Source organism: Mesomycoplasma ovipneumoniae (assembly GCF_033343935.1).
In the GTDB taxonomy this organism is placed as follows: domain Bacteria; phylum Bacillota_I; class Bacilli_A; order Mycoplasmatales; family Metamycoplasmataceae; genus Mesomycoplasma; species Mesomycoplasma ovipneumoniae_G.
In genome coordinates this window covers 1-17,783 of record NZ_JAWPGQ010000016.1, presented here as the reverse complement: position 1 = coordinate 17,783, position 17,783 = coordinate 1, and the positions used below count along the sequence as shown (strand labels likewise).

General features: G+C 28.0%; 11 protein-coding genes and 1 tRNA gene. 3 read left to right on the top strand and 9 right to left on the bottom strand.

From position 1 onward, the window contains the following. Window positions 1–408: 408 nt before the first annotated feature. Genes R7X45_RS03415 through R7X45_RS03400 form a run of 4 tightly spaced genes read right to left on the bottom strand, consistent with a single transcriptional unit; the run spans window position 409 to window position 8,075 of the window. Complete coding sequence (locus tag R7X45_RS03415) at window positions 409–1,014, bottom strand: signal peptidase II (RefSeq protein WP_318055908.1); 606 nt, start codon at window positions 1,012–1,014, stop codon at window positions 409–411. Further along, complete coding sequence (gene ileS, locus R7X45_RS03410; RefSeq protein ID WP_318055907.1) at window positions 998–3,646, bottom strand: isoleucine--tRNA ligase; 2,649 nt, start codon at window positions 3,644–3,646, stop codon at window positions 998–1,000. The genes R7X45_RS03415 and ileS overlap by 17 nt, the downstream gene beginning before the upstream one ends. 3 nt (window positions 3,647–3,649) lie before the next feature. Then, entirely contained in the window at window positions 3,650–6,154 is a 2,505-nt protein-coding gene (locus R7X45_RS03405; RefSeq protein ID WP_318055906.1) for a DNA topoisomerase (ATP-hydrolyzing), read from the bottom strand. Further along, window positions 6,147–8,075, bottom strand: coding sequence for a type IIA DNA topoisomerase subunit B (locus R7X45_RS03400; RefSeq protein WP_318055905.1), 1,929 nt, complete (start codon window positions 8,073–8,075; stop codon window positions 6,147–6,149). The genes R7X45_RS03405 and R7X45_RS03400 overlap by 8 nt, the downstream gene beginning before the upstream one ends. Before the next feature lie 156 nt (window positions 8,076–8,231). On the opposite strand from R7X45_RS03400, the gene gap reads away from it, so the two are divergent. Next, on the top strand, window positions 8,232–9,242 hold the full coding sequence (gap, locus tag R7X45_RS03395; protein ID WP_334308817.1) for a type I glyceraldehyde-3-phosphate dehydrogenase: 1,011 nt from the start codon (window positions 8,232–8,234) through the stop codon (window positions 9,240–9,242). A gap of 1,242 nt (window positions 9,243–10,484) precedes the next feature. Here the strand turns inward: gap and R7X45_RS03390 are convergent. Next, window positions 10,485–10,575 (bottom strand) — tRNA-Ser (locus R7X45_RS03390). Window positions 10,576–10,638: 63 nt separating this feature from the next. Here R7X45_RS03390 and tsaD point away from each other — a divergent pair. Next, window positions 10,639–11,625 carry a tRNA (adenosine(37)-N6)-threonylcarbamoyltransferase complex transferase subunit TsaD gene (tsaD, locus tag R7X45_RS03385; RefSeq protein ID WP_318055903.1) on the top strand — a complete coding sequence of 329 codons (987 nt, stop codon included), beginning with the start codon at window positions 10,639–10,641 and terminating at the stop codon, window positions 11,623–11,625. On the opposite strand, the gene R7X45_RS03380 is transcribed toward tsaD, so the two are convergent. Genes R7X45_RS03380 through R7X45_RS03365 form a run of 4 tightly spaced genes read right to left on the bottom strand, consistent with a single transcriptional unit; the run spans window position 11,591 to window position 16,483 of the window. After that, on the bottom strand, window positions 11,591–14,428 hold the full coding sequence (locus R7X45_RS03380; RefSeq protein WP_318055902.1) for a lysylphosphatidylglycerol synthase transmembrane domain-containing protein: 2,838 nt from the start codon (window positions 14,426–14,428) through the stop codon (window positions 11,591–11,593). The two genes, tsaD and R7X45_RS03380, sit on opposite strands and share 35 nt — an antisense overlap. 6 nt (window positions 14,429–14,434) lie before the next feature. Then, the gene (gene scpB, locus R7X45_RS03375; protein WP_010320964.1) at window positions 14,435–15,019 is read right to left on the bottom strand and encodes an SMC-Scp complex subunit ScpB; all 585 of its coding nucleotides are present in this window, start codon (window positions 15,017–15,019) and stop codon (window positions 14,435–14,437) included. After that, window positions 15,009–15,746, bottom strand: coding sequence for a segregation/condensation protein A (locus R7X45_RS03370; RefSeq protein ID WP_318055901.1), 738 nt, complete (start codon window positions 15,744–15,746; stop codon window positions 15,009–15,011). Before R7X45_RS03370 ends, scpB begins: the two co-directional genes overlap by 11 nt. Continuing rightward, window positions 15,746–16,483 (bottom strand): hypothetical protein, encoded by a 738-nt coding sequence (locus tag R7X45_RS03365; protein ID WP_318055900.1) that lies wholly within the window; start codon window positions 16,481–16,483, stop codon window positions 15,746–15,748. The genes R7X45_RS03370 and R7X45_RS03365 overlap by 1 nt, the downstream gene beginning before the upstream one ends. 120 nt (window positions 16,484–16,603) lie before the next feature. Between R7X45_RS03365 and R7X45_RS03360 the strand changes: the two genes are divergently transcribed. Beyond that, a complete protein-coding gene (locus R7X45_RS03360) occupies window positions 16,604–17,662 on the top strand; it encodes a YwaF family protein (protein WP_318055899.1) in 1,059 nt (352 codons plus the stop codon). Window positions 17,663–17,783 lie beyond the last annotated feature (121 nt).

Here is a 17,783-nt window from a genome sequence, read left to right as displayed (position 1 = left end):
GAAAGAACAATAACCAAAAGCCCTAAATTTATAGATTTCTAAACGGTCAAATTTATGGCATACCATCATATTTAAAAACATGATGAAAAATTCGCGCTATCAGAACACATTAGACAAAAAACATAACTAATTCCCCCTAATTCAATATAAAATTTATTAATTCATTCTTAGTGACTCTATTATAACAGAATTTTTTTCAGACCAAGCATTTTTTTTTTTTTTTTTGCAAAAGGTTAATTTCAAAACTATAAAAATTAAGTTTTTAGCACAAAAAACCCGTATTTACGGGCATTTTCGCATATTTAGATTCACTAAAAAGTGAATTTTCACCATCAAACTGGAAAACTCAGCTGTTTTAACAAATTATTAGTCTTATTTGTAAAAAATGCTGTAAATTACAGCGTTTTTTTAGTTTTTGCTTTTTTTCCTAAAGATTTTATTTTTGAGTTTTTTTGAAATTCAAGGTTGAGCATGATCATAAAGAGAGACAATAAAAATTCCAATGGGGCCGACAAAAATAAAAATATCTGCAAAATTAAATGTCCCACTTGATCTTACAAATGGCAGAAAAAGCAAGTCTTTTACATGATTATCATCCAAAATTCGGTCAATTTCATTACCTCAATTCCCACCTAATAGTATGGCCATAAAAATTGTTAAGGAATATTTTTTTGAAAAGGGAATCAAAATCAAAAGTAACAAACTTAATAAAAAGGCAAAAATATGAATACCTGTAAAACCAATAATATTATTAACTCCCGAAGTTACACCTTGATGCAAAAGTGGACGAAAACCAATAAAACCTCATGAAATAATTTTGACAAAGACTGCTTTATCGGTTGATTCTCTATACTCATCGTAGGTGAAAATTAAATTTTTTGTTAGTTGATCAATTAATAGAGTAACCAGAATAACCAAAAAAGCAATCAAAATGTTAATTAGTAAACGTTTTTTGCCGATTTTAATATATTTTGAATTAATATATTTGATAACGAGGTTAATTTTTGTTTTCATTCAAAACCTCAAAACAACGGTCACAAACATCCTGAATTTTTTCAAAATGGTTTCAACATCTTGGACATTTAGGTCAATTAAGGCTATAAATGCTTATTTGATCCTTAAATTCGACTTTTGCAACCATTAATAATTTCACAAGATCAAGTGATTTTAGAAAATTTGAGGAATTAGAATCTAAAACAACTGCAATTTCATTTGAGCGATTTATTTCTTTTGATTGAATTTTTTGTTCAATTAGTTGATAAACTGAATTTTTGACATCAAAAAATTCAGTTCATTTTTCATCTAATTTTGGATCAAAATTAGACTTTTTAAAGAAATTTTCCAGGTGAATTGATATTTGCTTTTCACTTTTTTGAACAAATTGGTAAATTTCTTCAGCTGTTGTTGGCATAATTGGCGCAATTGCAATATTTAAAACCAATAAAAGTTCATAAAAAACGTATTGAATTAAGCGTCTTTTTGCTGAATTTTTTGAATCAGCATATAAAATATCTTTAACAATAGATAGATAAAAATTAGAAAATTCAATTATAAAATTATTAATTATTTTTACAACACGAACAAAGCGATATTCATCATAATACTGAATTATTTCATTTTTTAGCTTTTGAATTTTATTATATATAAATAGATCAACTTCTTGTAATTCATATTGTTTTGGTTCAAAATCTGCTAAATTTGTGATTAAAAATCGAACTGTGTTGCGAATTTTACGGTAAATTTCAACATTTTGCTCAAAAATTGACTCTGAATAAACAATGTCATTATAATATTCACTATTTGCAACTCAAAGTCGAAAAATATCACAGCCGTACTTATTCAAAATTACAAGCGGATCAACTCCATTTCCTCTTGATTTTGACATTTTGTTCCCTTTTGAATCAACGACAAAACCATGAGACAGTAATTTTTTATAAGGTGAAAAACCAAAATATATCACCGAATTTATTAAAGATGAGTTAAATCAGCCGCGATATTGGTCAGATCCTTCTAAATAAATATCAAAAGGAGGATTTTCGTTGTTAATATTTGCGGCCAGAAAACTAACTCCTGAATCAAATCAGACATCCAAAATATCGTTTTCTTTTGTCCAACCTAAATTTTGATATTTAGGAGGCAAAAGTTCGTCAGCTGTTTTTTGATATCAGATTGAAGAGCCAAATTCTTGAACTTGTGAAATTATATGGTCAAAAATTTCTGGCTTATCTAAGACAGGATTTTTATTTTTGTCATAAAAAATAATCAGCGGAATGCCTCAACTTCTCTGGCGCGAAATTAGTCAGTCTTTTCTGTCAATTATCATTTTTGTTAAGCGGTTTTTGAGTCATTTTTCAGGAAATTCAATTTCATTTATCGCTGTTTCAAGTTCTTTTTTAATTTTTTCAACAGAAACAAATCACTGAGGTGTGCCACGATAAATTACGGGTTTTAATGTTCGCCAATCATGAGGGAATGAGTGGGTGATAAAATTTAATTTTAAAAGTGATTGTTTTTCCTTGAGATATTCGCTTATTAATTTATTTGCTGAATCATAAAATTGACCGGAAAATTGACCTGCTTTTTCATTAAATTTTCCATCATCTTCAACGTGCATAAGCATTTCAAGGTTATTTTCTCGACCAATTCAGTAGTCATCTTCCCCAAAAAGTGGCGCAAGATGAACAAGGCCCGAACCAGCATCCAAAGTAACATGGTGACCTGAAACTATAGGGCAAACTTTATCAAAAATAGGGTGAAAATACTCGATATTTACAAGGTTTTTTCCTAAAAATGTGTCAATAATTTCATAAGAATCTCAGTCAAAACTTGAGGCTAATGTTTGTAATAATTTTTCTGCTAAAATGTAAAAATTTGATCCAACTTTTACTCTAACATAGTCAAAATTTAGACCAGCGGCAACTCCTGCATTTGCAATTAGTGTTCAAGGGGTTGTTGTTCAAATAATGATTTTATCGCCACTTTTTACAAAATTGTTGCCATTTTTAACCTCAAAAGCAACAAAAATGGAAGGAGAACGGTGATTTAGATACTCAATTTCGGCTTCAGCTAGGGCACTTTGACTTGAAGGAGATCAATAAATTGGCTTTAAAGCACGATAAATTAGACCTTTTTCAGCAATTTTTTTAAATAATTTAAGTTGCCTTGCTTCATAATGCGGGTCATTTGTTTGATAAATTTGGCTAAAATCTGTTAATAAATTCAATTTTTCAAACTGTTTTTTTTGAACTAAAATTTGTGAATTAGCAAAATCATTAGCTTTTTGGCGAATTTCTAATGTCGATTTTGTCTCAATTTGGTTAATAATTTTATTTTCAATTGGAAGACCGTGAGTATCTCAACCTGGGACAAAAGGTGAATAAAAACCAGACATTGATTTATATCTAACTATTATATCTTTTAAAACTTTATTAAGAGCATGACCGATATGAATGTCACCATTTGCATAAGGAGGTCCGTCATGAAGAATAAATCTTGGATTATTAACATTTTTTTTTAAAAGTTTTTGATAAATGTCTTCATTTTTTCAAAATTCAGTGAAAAATTTGTCCTTTTGAGGCAAATTAGCTTTCATTGAGAAATCTGTGGAAAATATATTGAGCGAATTTTTATAGAAATTTTTATCCATTGTTTATTCCTTTTCAATCTTTTCAAGAATTAAATTTATGTCAATTTCACTTATTTCTTGAAGTTTAGTCTTTAAAATCTTACTAGAATTTGCTTGATTTTGTTCAATAAAATTTGGTAAATTTTCATTATTTTTATCAGTTGTTAAAAATAATTTGTAATTTTTTTTAGGATTAGGGTCAAAATTGATAAATTTTTGGACTGGAACGACCTTTAAAGTAGTGTCAAAATCGAAAACTTGCAAATTTTCACTATAAATTTCGACACTTTTTGGAATTATAGAAAAATCAAGTTTTGAATCAAAGCTTTTAGGAGCAATTGTTCTATTACCAAAATGAAGCTTTTCTGACGCAATTTTTTCAAAACGTGAATAATTATCAATAACCGCGATTTCTTCAGAAGAGTCAATTAAAACAGATGCGACAATTTTTTCATTTTTTTGAAGTTTTAAAATTTTTACACCTGAAGAAATACGACCATAAATTGGAACATCTGAAGCACTTATTTTTAGTGCACGATTGTGTGACGTGATTAAAACGATGTTTTTTAATTTATTTTCTAAAAAAATGCTAATTAATTCATCACCCTCTTTGGGTTTAAAGCAATTTATCATGTTATTTGGTCTAATTTTTGCTATTTCTTTTAGTTGCATTCTTTTTGCATAACCAAATTTAGTTATAAAAAGCAAAAAATGATTAGAATCTAGGTCATCAACAAAAAAAGAATTAATTAATTCGTGATCATTTTTGAGGCCAAGAGAAATTTTTAAGTTATTAGGGTTATTTTTTAGCGTTAATTCTTCGAGTTGATGAGCTAACAACATCCCAACATCACCTTTATTTGATAAAAAAAGTCCTTTTTGACGTTGATTTATTTTACCTTGAAAAATAAAAAAATCTTCTGAAGGTAATTGAATTTTTTCAATTTCCTCGACTGCATGATTTTTTATGTTCATTTTTTTAAAAAGACCGCTCTTAGAAACTCAAAAATAAAACTGTTCGTCCTTAATTAAATCTTGATGGTTAATTTTTACTTGCAATTCTTTGTCAACTATTTTAGTTTTTCGTGGAGAACCGTAAATCTTAGCAAAATTTTCTAACATAGAAATTAAATGAAGGTCAAATTCTTCTTTGTTTTCAATAAGTTTTTGAAATTCTTCAATGTTTTGTGCTAAAGTTTTTGATTCATTTAAAAATGACTGCTGTTCAATTTTAGACAATCTATACAAACGCATCGAAGCAATTGCTTCAGCTTGAACTTCAGTAAAATTTAAATATTTAACTAAATCAGCAATTACACCCGCTTTTGAATTATCAGATTTACGGATAATTTCAATTACTTCATTAGTTATATCGGCAACTTTTAAAAAACCTTCTATAATTTCAAGCCTTTTTTTGCTTTTAAAAAGTTCATAATTAAATTCGCCTAGTTTAACTTTTCTTAAATGCTCAAGAAAATAAGCAATCATTTCTTTAATTGACAGTAATTTTGGTGAATTATTGCAAATTGCTACTGAATTATAGGAATAATAAATTTGCATATCTGTTTTTTGCAACAAATAATTAAGGATTAATTCAGCGTTTGCATCTTTTTCAAGTTCAACAAAAATAAGCACACCATTTTGATCAGATTGGTCAATTACCTCTTTAATTCCGCTAATTTTTTCTTCAAAGCGAATTGTGTCGATTTGCTGAATCAAATTAGCTTTTGAAATTCCAAAAGGAATAGAAGAAATTTCGATCACTTTTTGCTTGTTTTTTTCAGAAATTTTGTATGATGATGAAATTTGGATTTTTCCTTTTCCGGTTTCAAAAGCATCTAAAATTCCGGCTTTTCCATAAACTATTCCGCCTGTGGGAAAATCAGGACCTAAAATAACTTTGGAAATTTGCGCGTTTGTAATTAAAGGATTTTTGATCATTAAAATTACAGCTTGGATTACTTCAACTAAATTATGAGGAGGTATTTCTGTTGCAAAACCACTTGCAATTCCGATTGCCCCGTTAATTAGCAAGTTAGGAAAAATTGCTGGTAAAACTGTGGGCTCTTTTTCACTATCATCAAAATTAGGATAGAAATTTACGACATTTTTTGACAGTAATTCAAGCAAATGTTCAGTAATTTGGGCTAGCCTAACCTCGGTATACCTCATTGCAGCAGGGGGATCATCGTCAATTGAGCCTTTATTTCCGTGCATTTCTACAAGTGGAATGTTAATTTTTCACTCTTGAGACAGCCGGACTAGCGCATCATAAATCGATGAATCTCCGTGAGGGTGAAATTTACCAATTACATCTCCAACAACTCTGGCTGATTTTTTGTAATTTTTAGTATTTTTTAGACCAAGCTGTCACATTGAATAAAGAATTCTTCTCTGAACAGGTTTTAGGCCGTCGCGAACATCTGGAATTGCTCTGTTTTGAATTATATATTTTGAGTAGCGCGTAAATTTTTCGGCCAAAATTTGATCTAACTTGGAGTTAATGATTAAATCGAAATTTTTACTCATAGACTGGCTCCTTTAAATTGTCAATAAAACTATCTTCAAGTGAAAAGTCAACATTTTCTTGAATTCAATTTTTACGCAAATCAGCTCTTTCTCCCATTAAAATGCGGAAATTTTCCTCAACTTTTTCAAGGTCTTCGATTAAAACCTTTTCTAAAATTCGTTTTTCAGGATCCATTGTTGTCTGTCAAAGTTGGGATGCATTCATTTCACCAAGACCTTTATAACGTTGAATTTGAGCATTAGGATGTTTTTTTACATATTCATGAAATTCTTTTTCTTCTCAAATATAAATGTCTTTCTTATTTTTTTCACTAATTCGGTACAAAGGCGGCTGAGCAATATAGACAAAACCATTTTCAATTAAAGGACGCATATGATAAAACAAGAAGGTCAAAATTAAAATTTGAATGTGAGCACCGTCATTGTCAGCATCGGTCATAATAATGATTTTGCCATAATTTAAGTTTTTGAGGTTAAAATTCTGACCAATTCCAGTTCCTAAAGCGCTAATAATGGCAATAATTTCTTCATTTTTTAAAACTTCGATCAGTCGAGTTTTTTGTGAATTTACAATTTTACCTTTTAGCGGTAAAATTGCTTGAAATTCGCGATTTCGCGCAAGTTTTGCTGAACCACCAGCTGATTCACCTTCAACTAAAAAAAGCTCGCGATTCATAGCTTTTTTTGAATTAGCAGGAGTTAATTTCCCTGATAAAATCCGTTTTTCTTTGGCTACAGACTTAGAAATTTTTGTTTCTGTTAGACTTAATTTTAACTTTTCCTTTTGCTGATAAACATTCAGTAAAAAAGTAATAATTTTTTGTGCAGCTTCTTTATTTTGAATAAAAAAGGACATTAAATTTCTAAAAACGACCTCTTCTGTAACTGTTTTTGCCAAGACTGTTGCTAATTTATTTTTAGTTTGCCCGACAAATTCCAAAATTGGCTCAGGAATTCGCAGCGATAAAATTAAGGAAAGGCCAACTTTTACATCATTAAAGTCAAAAATTTGCTTATTTTTCAGCAAATTGTTTTGTTGACCGTAAGTATTAATTGCTTTTACAATTCCAGATTTTAGACCATTTTCGTGACTTCCACCTAAATTTGTTTTTACGTTATTGACAAATGAGATAATATTTTCCTGCTGAGAATCGACATACTGAAATGCAAATTCTACTATGATTTCTTGACTTTTTTCTTTAAAAGCGATAATTTTGTCATGAATTTTTTGGCTATCTTTGTTTAAAAATTCAACAAAATTTTCAATTCCTTTACTAAACTGAAAAGTTTTTTCAATACCGTTTTTTAGATCGACAAAATCGATTTTTAAATTTTTAACTAAAAAACAAGTTTCCTGTAACCTTGAAATTATCATGTCAGGATCATATTCTTTGTGCGAAAAAAATGAAAAATCAGGCAAAAATACTATTTTTGTGCCACTAATTTTGCTAGGTCCTAATTCTTGGGTTCTATTTTCAATTTTTCCACCGTTAATAAAAGATGTATAAAACAATTTTTGGTTACGAGAAACAAAAACTTCCATTTTTTTAGATAATGCATTTACGACTGATGAGCCAACTCCGTGGAGTCCGCCGGCAGTTTTATAAATTTCATCAGAAAATTTAGCTCCTGAATGAAGTTCTGTAAAAACTAATTCAACACCAGTTTTACCGGTCTTTTTATGAATTTCAGCTGGAATTCCGCGACCATTATCACTAATTTCAACTGAATTATCAAGATTTATTACCACTTTAATTTCATTTGCAAAACCAGCAATTACTTCATCAACTGCATTGTCAAAAATTTCTCAGATTAATTGATGAAGTCCGTTAATGTCTGTTGAACCTATATACATTCCAGGTCGTTTTTTTACAGCTTCAAGTCCTTTTAAAAGTTTAAGTTTCTCAACTGAATAAGTCATATAAGCCTTTCTGGGTTTTATACTAAAAATTTTATACAAAAATAAAATAATATTTGAAATTTTAAAGTAAACTAGTAAGAAAGTGGTAAAATTTACTATAAAAAAAATTTTAGTCAATTTTTTTAAAAAAATTAGACTAATGAAATGAGGAATAAAATGAAAAAAATTGCAATTAACGGCTTTGGAAGAATCGGTAGATTAGCACTTCGCCAACTTCTAGATCTTAAAGATGAAAATTTAGAGGTTGTTGCAATTAATGATCTGACTGATGCATCTGTTTTAGCTCACCTTTTAAAATACGACTCTGCCCAAGGAAGATTTTCTGGAACTGTTAGCGTTTTAAAAGAAGAAGACAAGAATTATCTTGTAATCAATGACAAAAAAATTCAGGTTTTTTCAGAAAAAGACCCTGAAATGTTACCTTGAGGACAACTAGAAATTGATTTAGTTCTTGAATGTACAGGGCGTTATGCATCAAAAGCTGGGGCTACTTTACACCTTAATGCTGGTGCAAAAAAAGTTCTAGTTTCTGCTCCTGCTGGAAGTGATGTAAAAACTATCGTTCACAATGTAAACTGCCACACTGTTGATGAAAACGATAAAATTTTATCTTCTGCATCATGTACAACAAACGCGCTTGCTCCACTTGTAAATGCGCTTGAAAAAGAATTTGGAATAAGCCATGGATTTATGACAACAGTTCATGCTTATACTGCCGACCAAAGAATTCAAGATGCGCCACATAAAGATCTAAGAAGAGCACGTGCTGCCGCTGTTAACTTAGTACCTTCTTCAACTGGTGCTGCAAAAGCAATTGGTCTTGTTGTTCCTTCCTTAACTGGAAAATTAGACGGAATTGCTATAAGAGTGCCGGTAATTACAGGTTCTTTTGTTGACTTAAGTGTTGAATTAAAATCATCACCTTCTATTGAAGAACTTAATAAAGCTATTAAAAAATACGAAAGCGAATCCTTTTATTATTGCGACGAACCTATTGTTTCTAGCGACATTATCGGGGACACACATGGTTCAATTTTTGATGCAACCTTAACAAAATTTGTTGAAGTTGATGGTAAAAGATTATACAAACTATACACTTGATACGACAATGAATCTTCATTTGTTGCACAATTCGTTAGAGTTATCAGATACTTTATTCAAAAATAAATAATTATTTTACTTTAATCAATTAAAAAAGTGTCCGTGTTTTGGACACTTTTTTAACTTAAAAAGCAGCAAAATTATAAAATATTTAAACTACCTTTTTTAGTTAAAACACTGCCAAAAATCATTTATGGTCAAATAACAAAAATAATAAAAAAAATACAACTACTATTTAAACTCAATGTAAATAGAAAACTCATTTTTACTTACATTGAGCCTAAAAAAATATGTGAAGTTTTGAAAGAGCCATAACTAAAAGCCATAAATTTGTAGATTTCTAAACGGTCAAATTTAAGGCATTCCATCATATTTAAAAATATAATGGATAATTCGCATTATCTTATTTTAATACGACAAAAAACATAATAATTCCCCCTTAATTCATATCAAAATTTATTAATTCGTTCTTAGTGACTCATATTATAACAGAAATTTTTTTTAGACCAAGCATTTTTTTTGCAAAAGATTAAATTTACAATAATAAAAATTAAGATTTTAGACCAAAAAACCCGGATTTACCGGTGTTTTTTCATATTTATATTCACTAAAAGGTGAATTTTCGCTGCCAAACTGGTAAACTCAGCAAAATAGATAATTATTTTATTTAAAATAATTAAAAAAGGCAAATGAGAATTTGCCTTTTTTTTATAGAGTTGTATTATAGATATTTTTTAGAGATTAGAGATTTTTTATAGACTTTTTTATTGAGAACGACGAGAGATTAAATAAATGAATTTTGTAATTCACAAAAATAAAATATAACTTATAAATTAATAATAATGAAAGGAGATTTTACACATGCATGAAGACATACATAATGAATTTTGTTATTGACAAAAATAAAATTTATTTTACAAAGAAAAATATGAAAAGGAAAATCTAAAAATGCATGTAAACACACATAATAAACTTTGTTTTTACAAAAAATAAAAAGAATTTTATTAATAAGAATTTAGAAGGGAGATTCTAAACATGTATTAAAAAAAGAAAAAATTAATTATAACTATAAATTTAGAAAGGAGGTTTTAAACATGATTTTACAAAAAAACCACAAAATATATCATAAATAAAAAATTAAGAAAGGAGTTTACTAAACATGGATGAAAACATAAAAAAATAATTTAATAAATAAATGGAAACACGCAATTTATAAATAAAAAACAAAATAAGGAGGCAATAAAAATATAAACTATTTTTTAATGTATCATGCTTTAAAAGAAATAGAAAACGAAAACGAAAGGGTTTTGGCGGGCCAGACAGGATTTGAACCTGCGCGGGATTTCACTCCCCTAACGCGTTAGCAGTGCGTCCTCTTCAGCCTCTTGAGTACTGGCCCATATTTTTATAATTATATCATAAAATATTATATAATAAAATAAAAAAAATAAAAGGCAGAAAAATGAAAATTTTAGGTATTGAAACCTCCCATGATGATGCATCTGTTGCTCTTTTAAGTGATGAAAAAGTTGAAATAATTTTAACAATTAGTCAAATTGAATTTCACCAAAAATTTGGTGGTACAATTCCAGAACTTGCTGCTCGCGAACATTCGCGAAATTTAGCAATAATTTTAGAGAAATTATTGCAAAAACGGGTTGATTTTTCCTCGATTGATGCTATTGCCTACACAAATAATCCCGGATTATTGGGCGCTTTGAAAATAGGGTTTTTATTTGCAAACGCATTAAGTCTTTATTTTAATAAGCCTTTGATTCCAGTTAACCATCTTTTAGGTCATTTTTGGTCGGCAAATATTGATGATGAAATTGTTTTTCCAGCACTTTCACTTTTAATTTCTGGAGGTCACAGTCAATGAATTTTGGCTAAAAACGAGAGTGAACTTGAAATTATTGGCTCAACAGTTGATGATGCTCTGGGCGAAATTTATGATAAAATTGGCAGAAATTTGGGCTTAGTGTTGCCGGGCGGACCTAAAATTGACCAAATTTGACAACAAAATCGACAAAATATTGGCGAGTTAATCAATTTCAGTTTGCCAAAAAGGCTTGCAAATCCTTTTGATTTTTCTTTTAGCGGGCTAAAAACTCAAGTCATAAATTTTACTAACCAAATGAAGCAAAAAAATAAACTTGATTTAAAAAATGTCCAAAAAATCGCTGTTTCTTTTCAAGAAACAATAATAAAATATTTAAAAAGACAGCTTGATTTTGTTTTAAATGACAATAAAAGTATAAAAACCTTAACTTTAGTTGGCGGCGTTGCAGCAAATTCTGCAATTAGAGCATTATTTAAAGAATATGAAAAAAATTATAAAATTGTTATTCCAAAAAGGGAATTTTGCACTGATAATGGGGCTATGATTGCAAAAGCTGCGCAAATCGAGCTAAAAATTAAATCGCAAAAACAAAAATTAGAATCCCGGTAGCGACAATTGCTCAAAAAAATAAAGCATAAAAAAAGATATGACTGTCTTGTTTTTTCAGTTTGTAATTCAAAATTAAGTTTTCTTGCATCGTATTTTGGATTTCTTTGTAGCGGTCAACTCTTTTTTCGCCTACTCAAACAGTCAAAATTCCAATTGCTGATAATAAATAAGGCAAAAATCAAGTATAAATTCTATTAGTAAAGTTAAAAATATCTAAATTTAAAGAGTTTGCTTCATCAAAAAAGCTTTTGAAAATTAATTTTGTTATTAAATCAGCCGAACCAACTCCACCCGGAGAAGGCGAGAGGTTGTTTGAAATTTGTAAGAGCGTAAATCCTGATATAAATTTGAGATAATCATGAAAATTAATGTTACTTAGATCTAAACCTTGTTCTTTTAAAGTGATAATTAAAATTACAAAAGAAAAATTTATGAAAAAAACTGGTAATTTGTAAAGCAAAAGTATTTTTGCCAACAGTTTTTTATTAGACAAAACTTCCATAAAATGGTTTTTAAAATTATCAATTAAAAATTGAAAACGGTATTCTAATCTTTGTCTGTCCTCAATTTTTTTTAAAAAATTGAGATTTAAAAGTGAAACAAATAATTTAATCAACAAATATTGCAATTTTTTTCAAACAGAAATAATTATAATTATTAGTAAAACTAAAACATTTAAAAAAATATTGACAACAAGTCAAGCAAAAAAAATAATTTTTTCCCAGGAATCTAAAATAAAAAGATCACGATAGTAAATAAATCCAACCGGAATTAAAATCAAACTGACAAATAAATTAAAAACCTGATGAATTAGGGCGTTATATGTCAAGGTTGCGCTGATATTTTTCAGTGGATATTTCTTTTTTTGCAAATATCAATAATAACTTATTTCGCCACCAAATGAAAAAGGTGTAGAAAATTGCATAAAGGTGGCGATAAAAGTGGCGATAAAAAGGTGTCTAAATCTGGTTTTTACCTTCTGATATTTAAAAATTCGCCGTAATTGCAGGGTTGAAGTTAAATTTCAAAATAAAAAATGAGCAATTGCGCCAAGAAGAACTAATCTGTTTACCCGAGATTTGAAAAAAAACTCATAAAATTTAACAAAAATTTTTGTAGGCGAGCCGTCTGCAAAACTAGAGTTGTAAAAATTATAAAATAAAAGAATTAAAATTACGACAATAGTTGTTATAAAAATCCCGAATTTAAGAAAATCCTTCGCTTTATTGTTTTTTGATGATACTAAATTTTTATTTGCAAGTTTAACTTTATCAATAAGAAGGTTTTCCAAAAAAACGGCTTCTTTTTCGGTGTGATTTTTTGATAAAAAATTTGTATAGAGTGTTAATTCTTCTTTTGGTTTAAAGTAAATTAATGTGTAAAAATCGTTATTTTGTAAATTAACTTTTAATTTTATCGAATGTTTTCCTGAATCTGAATTTGAAATGTTGTATCCCTGTGGACGAAATTCAGCGTCGCTTTCATTTACAAGCAAGTTTACAATTTTATCAAAAGTTGATGGAGTTGCTTTCATTCGGTACTTATATTGAAAAACAAAATTCAACTCATTTTTCATCTTTTGGATAATTTCAAATATATTTAAATTTTTTTGGGTGTAAAATTCAAAAATTTTCACATACCAAAGAATGGAAAATTTAGTACTAATTCCGTATTTAATTAAATTTTCAGAAACTTTAGGAACAAAATGAACACTTTTTGATGTTATAACAACAACTTCATCGCTAGTTTTTTCTCGAATTTTAAGTAATTCGGTTTCTGAATTCTCATTATACTCACAAAATTTTGTGATTTTAGCACCAAATTTTTGCTCAATAAACTCAGAAATGTAGTTATTAGCTTGATGACTTATCAGAAAATATTTCCCATTTTTCCAATTTCTTTCAAGATAATCAAGCACTAGCAACTGAAAATCATTATCTTTTATAATATTAAAGTTAAGTTTTTTACGAACTGCAGTTATAATTTTGTTTTTTTTGACTCAGAAAATCACATTTGTCATAAATTTAGCACTTGTTGTGATTTTTTTTCAAATTATTGAATTATCGCTAACTTGTCTTGTGATTTTTTCAATCGGAAAACTCTTTTTTATTGGTAAAAATTTACTTTTTTCAGTGTCAAAATGATCTTTTAAAAAATTAGTTAAAAAAGTTGACTCTGAATCATAAAACTGGTACAAATTTGCTAATTTGTAGAAATCTAAGTCAAAATAACTGTAAAATTTCAAAATATGGTCTGAATTAATATGAAATTTTGGCGTTAAATAAATTTGTGAACTTCTATAAAAAAATGGTTTTTGCTCGGTTTTGTTGATTTTTTTTTCTTCTTCAGCTGTCAAAAGTGTTAAATTTTTTTTATAAAAGGTTAAAACTGTTAGATTTAAGTTTTTATTTGACAAATTAACTTCAATATTTATGAAAAAATCAAAATCATTATTTATAAAATAATGACGTGCTAAACTTTGGGAATATCCATATTTTTCTTCAAAAATTAAAATTTCCTTGTTAGGATCAGAGGCTAAAGCATTGTAAAAAATTGATGCAAAAGCTATTCCAAAATTGTTGGAACTACTATTTATTAAAATTTTCTGATAGTTTTTTTCTTTAACAAGATCAGAAATAGTTGATGCTAAACTAAAAATATAGTTTTCATTTATTGAATTAGGTTTATTACCGACAAAGCCGATAATTTTAGAATTACTTAATTCAAGTGGAGAATCATAATTAAAAAAAATCAACTTTTGGTCTTCTAGGTTAACATCGCGATTAATTGCTAAATATTTCATAAAATTTTATTCAGTTTCTCGTTGAGAAGAAAAAAGATCAAAATTTTCACTTTGGCCAGGATCTTCAATAATGTCTAATAAATCAAATTCTTTAAATTTAGGCAAATCCTTGGCCGATCTTAGTTTAAAATAGTCAAAAAACCTCGAAGTTACACCATAAAGTGTAGGATTCCCGGGGCTCGGAGCTGTTCCTAACTCCTCAATTATTCCTTTTGCTAATAGCGAACCTACGATATAATCAGAATTAATTCCACCACGAATTTGGGCAATAACACTTCTTGTTACAGGTTGTTTATAGGCAATTATAGCGGCGACCTCAATTGCTGCATTACTTAGACGGTATTTTTTTTCATTTCCGACAAAGTCAATAATAAAAGGTTTTAAATCTTTTGCGGTAACAAATTTGAAAATATCAGCAAATTCAACGACAATTATACCTCTTTTTTGACGGTTGAATTCGACTGAAAAATCTTTTAAAAGTTTACGAGCTTCATTAATTTTTGATAATTTAAGCGCACTCTGAAGTTGTTGAGAAGAAACTCCTTTTTCACCTTGAAGATACAAAATTGCCTCAATAATTCTAGTTTTCATCATAACCCCCACGGAAAATTGATATTTTTGAGAACTGTTGTTCTTGTTTTAAATGTAGAAGTTGTTTTTTTGCCATTTCGAGCATTGAAATCATGGTGATGACAAAATGTTTCATTGTCGGAAGTGAAAATAAGTATTCAAAATCTATTTCATTTTCCTTTTTTAATAGATTTTTTAACCATAAACTTTGCTCGTCAGCTGTCACCTGGACTTGTTGGGTTTTAATTTTGATAAGATTTTTGGCTTTTGTTCTGTCAAACATTAATTTTAACACTTTATATAAATTATGTACTGACGAGTGTCCGTCAAGTTGACTTGGATCTGGAGGTCTGCGAAAATCACTGTAATCTGAGGTATTTTTTTCAAAATAATCATTACGGTGCTCTTGCTGTTCTTTTAACATATTTGCAATATTTTTGATTTGTTGATAGTCATATAGTAAAGCTAAAAATTCAAGTCGATCTTTTTCATCTTCAGGTTTTAATTTTTCTTCTTTACTTGGTAAAAGCAAAATTTTTGACTTTAAATGAACTAAAGTAGAAGCAATAACTAAATATTCGCCGGCAATTTGGATATTTTTTTCTTTTAAAATTTGAATTATTTTTACATATTGAGTTGCTAAATCAACAAGGTCAATATCTAAAATATTAATGTTTTTTGATCTTACTAAATCTAAAAGTAATTCTAAAGGTCCTGAAAAATTAGCTAATTTTATATCGTAATCCATTATTTTTCACCTTTGTAAAAATCAGTAATAGTTTTTTTTGTGGCTAAATTCAAGGATTTACTTGTTTGGGAAATAACAGCTCCCGGTTTTATAGGTTTATGAATGAAAACTTCGATATTTTTAAATTTTTTAGTTTGATTTTTGTCTGTATTTTTTTTAACTACTTTAATTGAAACAGGAACAATTGCAAGACCTGATTCTTTTATAGTTTCAAAAATTTCAATTGGAAAATTTAGCTCTGTGTCATGGAAGTTCTCTTTTGCAAAAATAACTCCAAAAGCTCGTTTTTCACGGATTGATTTTAAAAAATTTTGAAACTTTTTTACATTTTCTTGCTCATTTTCAGTTAAAAACTGTGAATCAAGAGAACCAAAAATTCATTTATTTTTACGGGAATAACGCTTTTTTTCAAGAAAAAAACTAACAATTGGATTAAAATCTTCTTCAGCTTTTGATGGGTTTTCAAGTGCTGAAAATAATGCAAAATGGTCAGAAAATTGATTTTGATTAGAGATTAAAATTGATGCGTTTTTTGGTAAATTTTCATAACCAAAAACTTTAATTTTTATGCCAAATAATTTTAAAATAAACTTTGAGTAACTTAAAACCAAATCGCTTCTATATTGAGGAGAAAGTTCGACTTTTTTTTTATAATATTTTTTCCAAACAGACCGTACTTTACGTATTTTAAATAGTCAGATTATTGAAAAAATAGCAATTCGCAATTTTATTATCATTTCATTTTTGCTTTTTCTTTTTAAATTTAGTCAATTAAAATTTATAGAAATTTAATTATAATTATATAATTATACCAAAAAACCTAAAATTTTAATTAAAAACACTTAAAATCTATTTTAATGGAAATTAAAAAAAATAAAATGTTTTATTTTGATTGAAGAAAAAGTGATTTAGATGCAAATTCATATTTTTTTATAGTTTATATTGGGCTAATTCTAGGTCTTCTAAGCATTGTTCTGTTGTATCTTTTTCGCAAAAATTTGGAAACATGGTACATTCGTAAAAACCAAATCCAATTTAAGGTTACTTTATTTTATAGAATAAAAAATTGATTTGTTTTTATTGGCGTTTTGATTTGACTTTTTTCATATATTAGTCGAACAATTTTACTAGAAATTAATGATTATATCTATAAATGAGAATATCTGCCACTCCATTTGTGTCGACTTATTGTTTTAATTTGTGCATCTTTAATGATTTTTAATAGAACAAATTGGGCAAAATACATAGTAATTCCCGGTTTTTTGGGTTCAATTTTAGCTTTATCTTTTCCACAAATTGGCTTTGATGCGGGAATTGTTATGGACGATATTGAATTTCAAGGAATAAAAGTTAATCAAAATGTTAGTGAATCTGAGTTAATGAACTTGGCGAAAACTAAAAATCTGGGTATAAATTGAGCGCCTGATAATTACCTTTTTTGAGAGTTTATTATTAGTCACCTTTTAAGTTTGGTTTTACCATTTTTTTTAACATTTATTAATGGTAAAAACTCAAAATTAGATATAAAAAGTTTCTGAAAATCGATATTATTTACTTTTTTAATGGCATCTTTTACTTTTTTTCTAAGTTGAACAATTGAAAAAATAATTGAAAACCAAGGCGATAATCGACTCAAAATAGCCTGAAACGGAAATTGATTTTATATGGGAAAAGATGGACAACCAACCATTGGCGAACTAGGAAAATGGCCGTGAAATTTCCCAGTTTTAACAATTATTTTCCTTTTTGCATTTTTTATTGTCTTTTTGACAAAAATGTTCCTTGAAAAATTAAATTTTTATCTTTTAATTGTTAATTCAAAAATTGAAATTAAGCACAAACCTAAAAGTTGAAAACAAGTTTTAAGTCAAAATAACCTTAGCCAAAAGTGAATTAAATTATTAACAAAAAGCTAAAATCTTAACTAAAAAAACAAAATTATAAAATGTCTAAACTACCTTTTTTAGCTAAAAACACTGGCAAAAATCAATTTATGGATAAAATAACAAAAATCATAAAAAAATACAACTACTATTT